Source organism: Pseudomonas sp. ACM7 (assembly GCF_004136015.1).
Lineage (GTDB): Bacteria > Pseudomonadota > Gammaproteobacteria > Pseudomonadales > Pseudomonadaceae > Aquipseudomonas > Aquipseudomonas frigoris.
The window spans coordinates 4,595,146-4,599,091 of record NZ_CP024866.1 but is presented as its reverse complement, the minus strand read 5'-3'; the positions used below and the strand labels follow the sequence as shown (position 1 = coordinate 4,599,091).

At 56.5% G+C, this 3,946-nt stretch carries 5 protein-coding genes and 1 pseudogene; 2 read left to right on the top strand and 4 right to left on the bottom strand.

The genetic code is table 11. From position 1 onward, the window contains the following. On the top strand, positions 1-182 hold a 182-nt coding region (locus CUN63_RS31935; RefSeq protein WP_218570136.1), incomplete at its 5' end, for a hypothetical protein. Positions 183-330: 148 nt separating this feature from the next. Here the strand turns inward: CUN63_RS31935 and htpG are convergent. The 3 genes from htpG to CUN63_RS21775 all read right to left on the bottom strand — a co-directional run bounded on the left by htpG (position 331) and on the right by CUN63_RS21775 (position 3,242). Continuing rightward, complete coding sequence (gene htpG, locus CUN63_RS21785) at positions 331-2,235, bottom strand: molecular chaperone HtpG (RefSeq protein WP_129442304.1); 1,905 nt, start codon at positions 2,233-2,235, stop codon at positions 331-333. Positions 2,236-2,316: 81 nt separating this feature from the next. Further along, positions 2,317-2,769: a PaaI family thioesterase gene (locus CUN63_RS21780; protein ID WP_129442302.1), complete on the bottom strand. Its 453-nt coding sequence runs from the start codon at positions 2,767-2,769 to the stop codon at positions 2,317-2,319. Further along, entirely contained in the window at positions 2,766-3,242 is a 477-nt protein-coding gene (locus tag CUN63_RS21775) for a PaaI family thioesterase (RefSeq protein WP_129442300.1), read from the bottom strand. Before CUN63_RS21775 ends, CUN63_RS21780 begins: the two co-directional genes overlap by 4 nt. 158 nt (positions 3,243-3,400) lie before the next feature. Here CUN63_RS21775 and CUN63_RS21770 point away from each other — a divergent pair, with 158 nt between their 5' ends. Continuing rightward, positions 3,401-3,634: a hypothetical protein gene (locus CUN63_RS21770; protein WP_129442298.1), complete on the top strand. Its 234-nt coding sequence runs from the start codon at positions 3,401-3,403 to the stop codon at positions 3,632-3,634. An 84-nt stretch (positions 3,635-3,718) separates the two neighbouring features. Here CUN63_RS21770 and CUN63_RS32305 read toward each other — a convergent pair. Continuing rightward, positions 3,719-3,946 (bottom strand): annotated as a pseudogene (locus CUN63_RS32305) (group II intron reverse transcriptase/maturase); the annotation flags it as partial.

Genomic DNA, 3,946 nt, shown 5'->3' with positions numbered 1-3,946 from the left:
CCTTCCTGCTTATGCCTGTCGGATCTACGTCGCAGCGTCCCGTGCAAGTATTGGGCTTTAGGGAAACACGCCCCTTTACCCCGCTGCGCCGCCTCTATCCGCTTGCTGTTCGTCAAGCCAGCATTTTGCCTCGGGCTTCCTTCAGATTCGCGGTCACCCGCGACACCCTTGCCTCTGGCTAACACTTCCCCTTGCCGGGTGTGTAGAGGACTTTCACCTCCAAGTCACCAGCGAGGCCACCACAGCCAAGCTGGTTGCGCTTGCGCGCAACGCGCCATGCCTGGCGCACGAATAAAAAAACCCGCCGAAGCGGGTTTTTGTACAACGCAGTTAAACCGACAGTTCAACCAGCAGCTTGTTGAGACGGCGCACGTAGGCGGCCGGGTCTTTCAAGCTGTCGCCGGCGGCCAGGGCCGCCTGATCGAAGAGAATGTGCGACAGATCGCCGAAGCGTTCGTCGCTCTGCTCGTTGTCGAGCTTCTCGATCAGCGGGTGAGCCGGGTTGAATTCGAAGATCGGCTTCGATTCAGGAACCTTCTGACCGCTGGCTTCCAGGATCTGACGCATCTGCATCCCCAGGTCCTGCTCGCCGATGGCCAGAATCGCCGGGGAATCGGTGAGACGATGGGAAACCCGCACTTCAGCGACGGAATCGCCCAGTGCAGTTTTCAGACGCTCAACCAGACCTTCTTTGGACTTGGCGACTTCTTCCGCGGCTTTCTTGTCTTCTTCCGAATCCAGATTGCCCAGGTCCAGGTCACCACGCGCCACGTCGACAAAGCTCTTGCCGTCGAAGTCGCTGAGGTAGCTCATCAGCCACTCGTCGATGCGGTCGGTCAACAGCAGCACTTCGATGCCTTTCTTGCGGAAGACTTCCAGGTGGGGGCTGTTCTTGACTTGCGCGTAGGTTTCGCCGGTCAGGTAGTAGATCTTGTCCTGACCTTCCTTGGCGCGAGCCAGGTATTCGGCCAGCCCCACCACTTGCTCGCCTTCATCACCACTGGTCGATGCGAAACGCAGCAGGCCAGCGATTTTCTCTTTATTGGCGAAATCTTCTGCCGGGCCTTCTTTCATGACCTGGCCAAAGTTTTTCCAGAAGCTCTTGTATTGCTCAGGCTCGTTCTTCGCCAGCTTTTCCAGCATGTCGAGAACGCGCTTGGTCAGCGCCGACTTCATGGAATCGATGATCGGATCTTTCTGCAGAATTTCCCGCGACACGTTCAGCGACAGGTCGTTGGAATCGACCACGCCTTTGATGAAGCGCAGGTACAGCGGCAGGAACGACTCCGCCTGATCCATCACAAACACGCGCTGCACGTACAGCTTCAGGCCTTTCGGCGCTTCACGCTGGTACAGATCGAATGGAGCACGGGCCGGCACGTAGAGCAGCGAGCTGTATTCGAGCTTGCCTTCGACCTTGTTGTGGCTCCAGCTCAGCGGGTTCTCGAAGTCGTGAGCGACGTGTTTGTAGAACTCCTGGTATTCCTCGTCTTTCACTTCAGTGCGAGGGCGAGTCCACAGGGCGCTGGCGCGGTTGACGGTTTCCCATTCAACGACCGGTTGCTCTTCGCCTTCAGCGGCGGCCACTTCTTTCGGCAACTCGATCGGCAGAGCGATGTGGTCGGAGTACTTCTTGACGATGTTGCGCAGACGCCAGCCATCGGCGAACTCGTCTTCACCGGACTTCAGGTGCAGGACAATGCGAGTGCCGCGTTCGGCCTTCTCAACGGTGGCAACTTCAAATTCGCCTTCGCCCTGGGATGCCCAGTGCACGCCTTCGCTGGCAGCATCACCGGCACGACGGCTGAAAACGTCAACTTTATCGGCGACGATGAATGCAGAGTAGAAACCCACACCGAACTGACCGATCAGGTGCGAGTCTTTTTTCTGATCGCCAGAGAGATGTTTCATGAAATCGGCGGTGCCGGATTTGGCGATGGTCCCCAGGTGGGTGATCGCTTCTTCGCGGCTCATGCCGATGCCGTTGTCTTCGAGGGTGACGGTTTTAGCGTCCTTGTCGAAGCTCACACGGATTTTCAGCTCGGCGCCACCTTCCAGCAACTCAGGCTTGGACAGGGCTTCGAAACGTAATTTGTCGACAGCGTCAGAGGCGTTCGAGATCAATTCGCGAAGGAAAATTTCCTTGTTGGAATACAGCGAATGGATCATGAGGTGCAGCAGTTGCTTCACCTCGGTCTGGAAGCCCAGGGTTTCCTTTTGAGTTTCCACACTCATGGTCATCAAACTCCAATCAGATGGCAGTGGCCGCGACCTGAAGGGTCGGCGGCGGGTTGTCATCAAAGTTGGGGGCTGAGTTCAGGATTTCAAGGGCTCTTCAATTTTGAAATGGGCGCGGGCAGTGGCAATCGGTTCGGCTTCAGTGCTTTGCCAGGCCGTAATCGCAACGTTGGCGACCCGGCGACCCTGCCGGCAAACCTGGCATCTGGCCCAGGTGTCGCGAAACTGCCCGGCGCGCAGATAGTCGAGGGAGAAATCGATGATCTTCGGCACACCCGGCGAACCGGCGAAAATCAGCAGGTGCAGCGCTGCGGACAACTCCATGAACCCGGCAATCACGCCACCATGAATCGCCGGCAATAAAGGGTTACCAATGTTGTCCTTGTTGGCCGGCAAGCGAAACAGCAGATCATCCCCCACCCGCGAACATTCGACGCCGATCAGTTTGGCGTAGGGAATCAGGTGCAGCAGCGAGGCGTAGTCGCCCTGCTCATGTGCCTGCTGAAGTTGTTCCTTGAAGGAGTCGGTCATTTCGCACCTCCGGCGATGACGCCGCCAAAGCCTTTGGTGCCCTTGATGGCTTTGCCCATGCGCATGAAGGTGCCCACCACATGGGCGATGGGCTGCTCGGGATCGTCCTGGTAGGCAAAACCGCGAGCAAAGATCACATCAGTGGTCACCCGGTAGCACTGGGCAAAACCGTAGACATCTTTATGCGGCTCGGCGGCGTGCATGTAGTCGATGCGCAGGTCGAGGGTCGGGCAAACTTCGAACTCGGGCAGCACGCAGAGGGTGGACATGCCGCAGGCCGTGTCCATCAGCGAGGTCAGCGCCCCGCCATGAATCACGCCGGTTAGCGGGTTGCCAACAATTTGCGGACTGTACGGCAGGATGACCGTCAGGCCTTCGCTGCTGGCGTTGTGAACCCGCAGCCCAAGTACCTGACAATGTCGCAGCGCCGATAGAAATCGTGTAGCGCGCTCAAAAACGGGGTTTTCGGCCATTTTGATAAAACTCTTCTTAGTGTTCAGGCAACGCACTAGGCGTTTTTAGTAAAAGTTCCCGTCGGAATAATCTTATATATCTGTATGAATTGAGGAACTTAACGCTATGGGCAGTGCTCGAAAGACCAGTAGATATTTTCCATAAGGAGAAACACCCCATGCGTAAGACTTTAGCTATTGCCTTGATGTTGACCGCTTCCCTCGGTCTCGCAGCCTGCGATAAAAAATCCGAGGACAAAGCTCAAGATGCTAACAAACATGCCGAGCAAGCTCAGCAAGATATGAGTAAAGCTCAGGATAAAGTGAACGACGCGGCGAAAGAAAACGCCGAAGCCGCAAAAGCTCAGGCTGAATCGAACGAAGCAGCCAAAAAAGAAGCACCTAAAAACTAAAACAGTTTTTAGCATCGAGTAGGAGGCGGCTTTACAGCCGCCGTCCTCTCACACCACCGTACGTACGGATCCGTATACGGCGGTTCAAGCTATGCGGCTAAGCCGGTTTATCGTATCCAGTACCGAAACTAACCCAAGCTGACCCCATAGTTTCTTCGGCAGCGCCTGATTCATATGAGATGCGCCTGAGCTCCACCATGGGCCTCGGCCATTGAAGGCTGATTTGCAGGCGCGAGCTTCGCTAAGCCCCAGGCGCATCAAGTTACGTGCCCTCGTTGAGGGCCGCTTCCATTGTCGCCAGACGACGCAGCG

What these genes read in the sequence shown, in the direction of transcription:
- CUN63_RS21780 (WP_129442302.1), bottom strand. Translation starts at nt 2,769, where the DNA reads ATGACCGACTCCTTCAAGGAACAACTTCAGCAGGCACATGAGCAGGGC.
- CUN63_RS21775 (WP_129442300.1), bottom strand. Translation starts at nt 3,242, where the DNA reads ATGGCCGAAAACCCCGTTTTTGAGCGCGCTACACGATTTCTATCGGCG.
- CUN63_RS21770 (WP_129442298.1), top strand. Translation starts at nt 3,401, where the DNA reads ATGCGTAAGACTTTAGCTATTGCCTTGATGTTGACCGCTTCCCTCGGT.
- htpG (WP_129442304.1), bottom strand. Translation starts at nt 2,235, where the DNA reads ATGAGTGTGGAAACTCAAAAGGAAACCCTGGGCTTCCAGACCGAGGTG.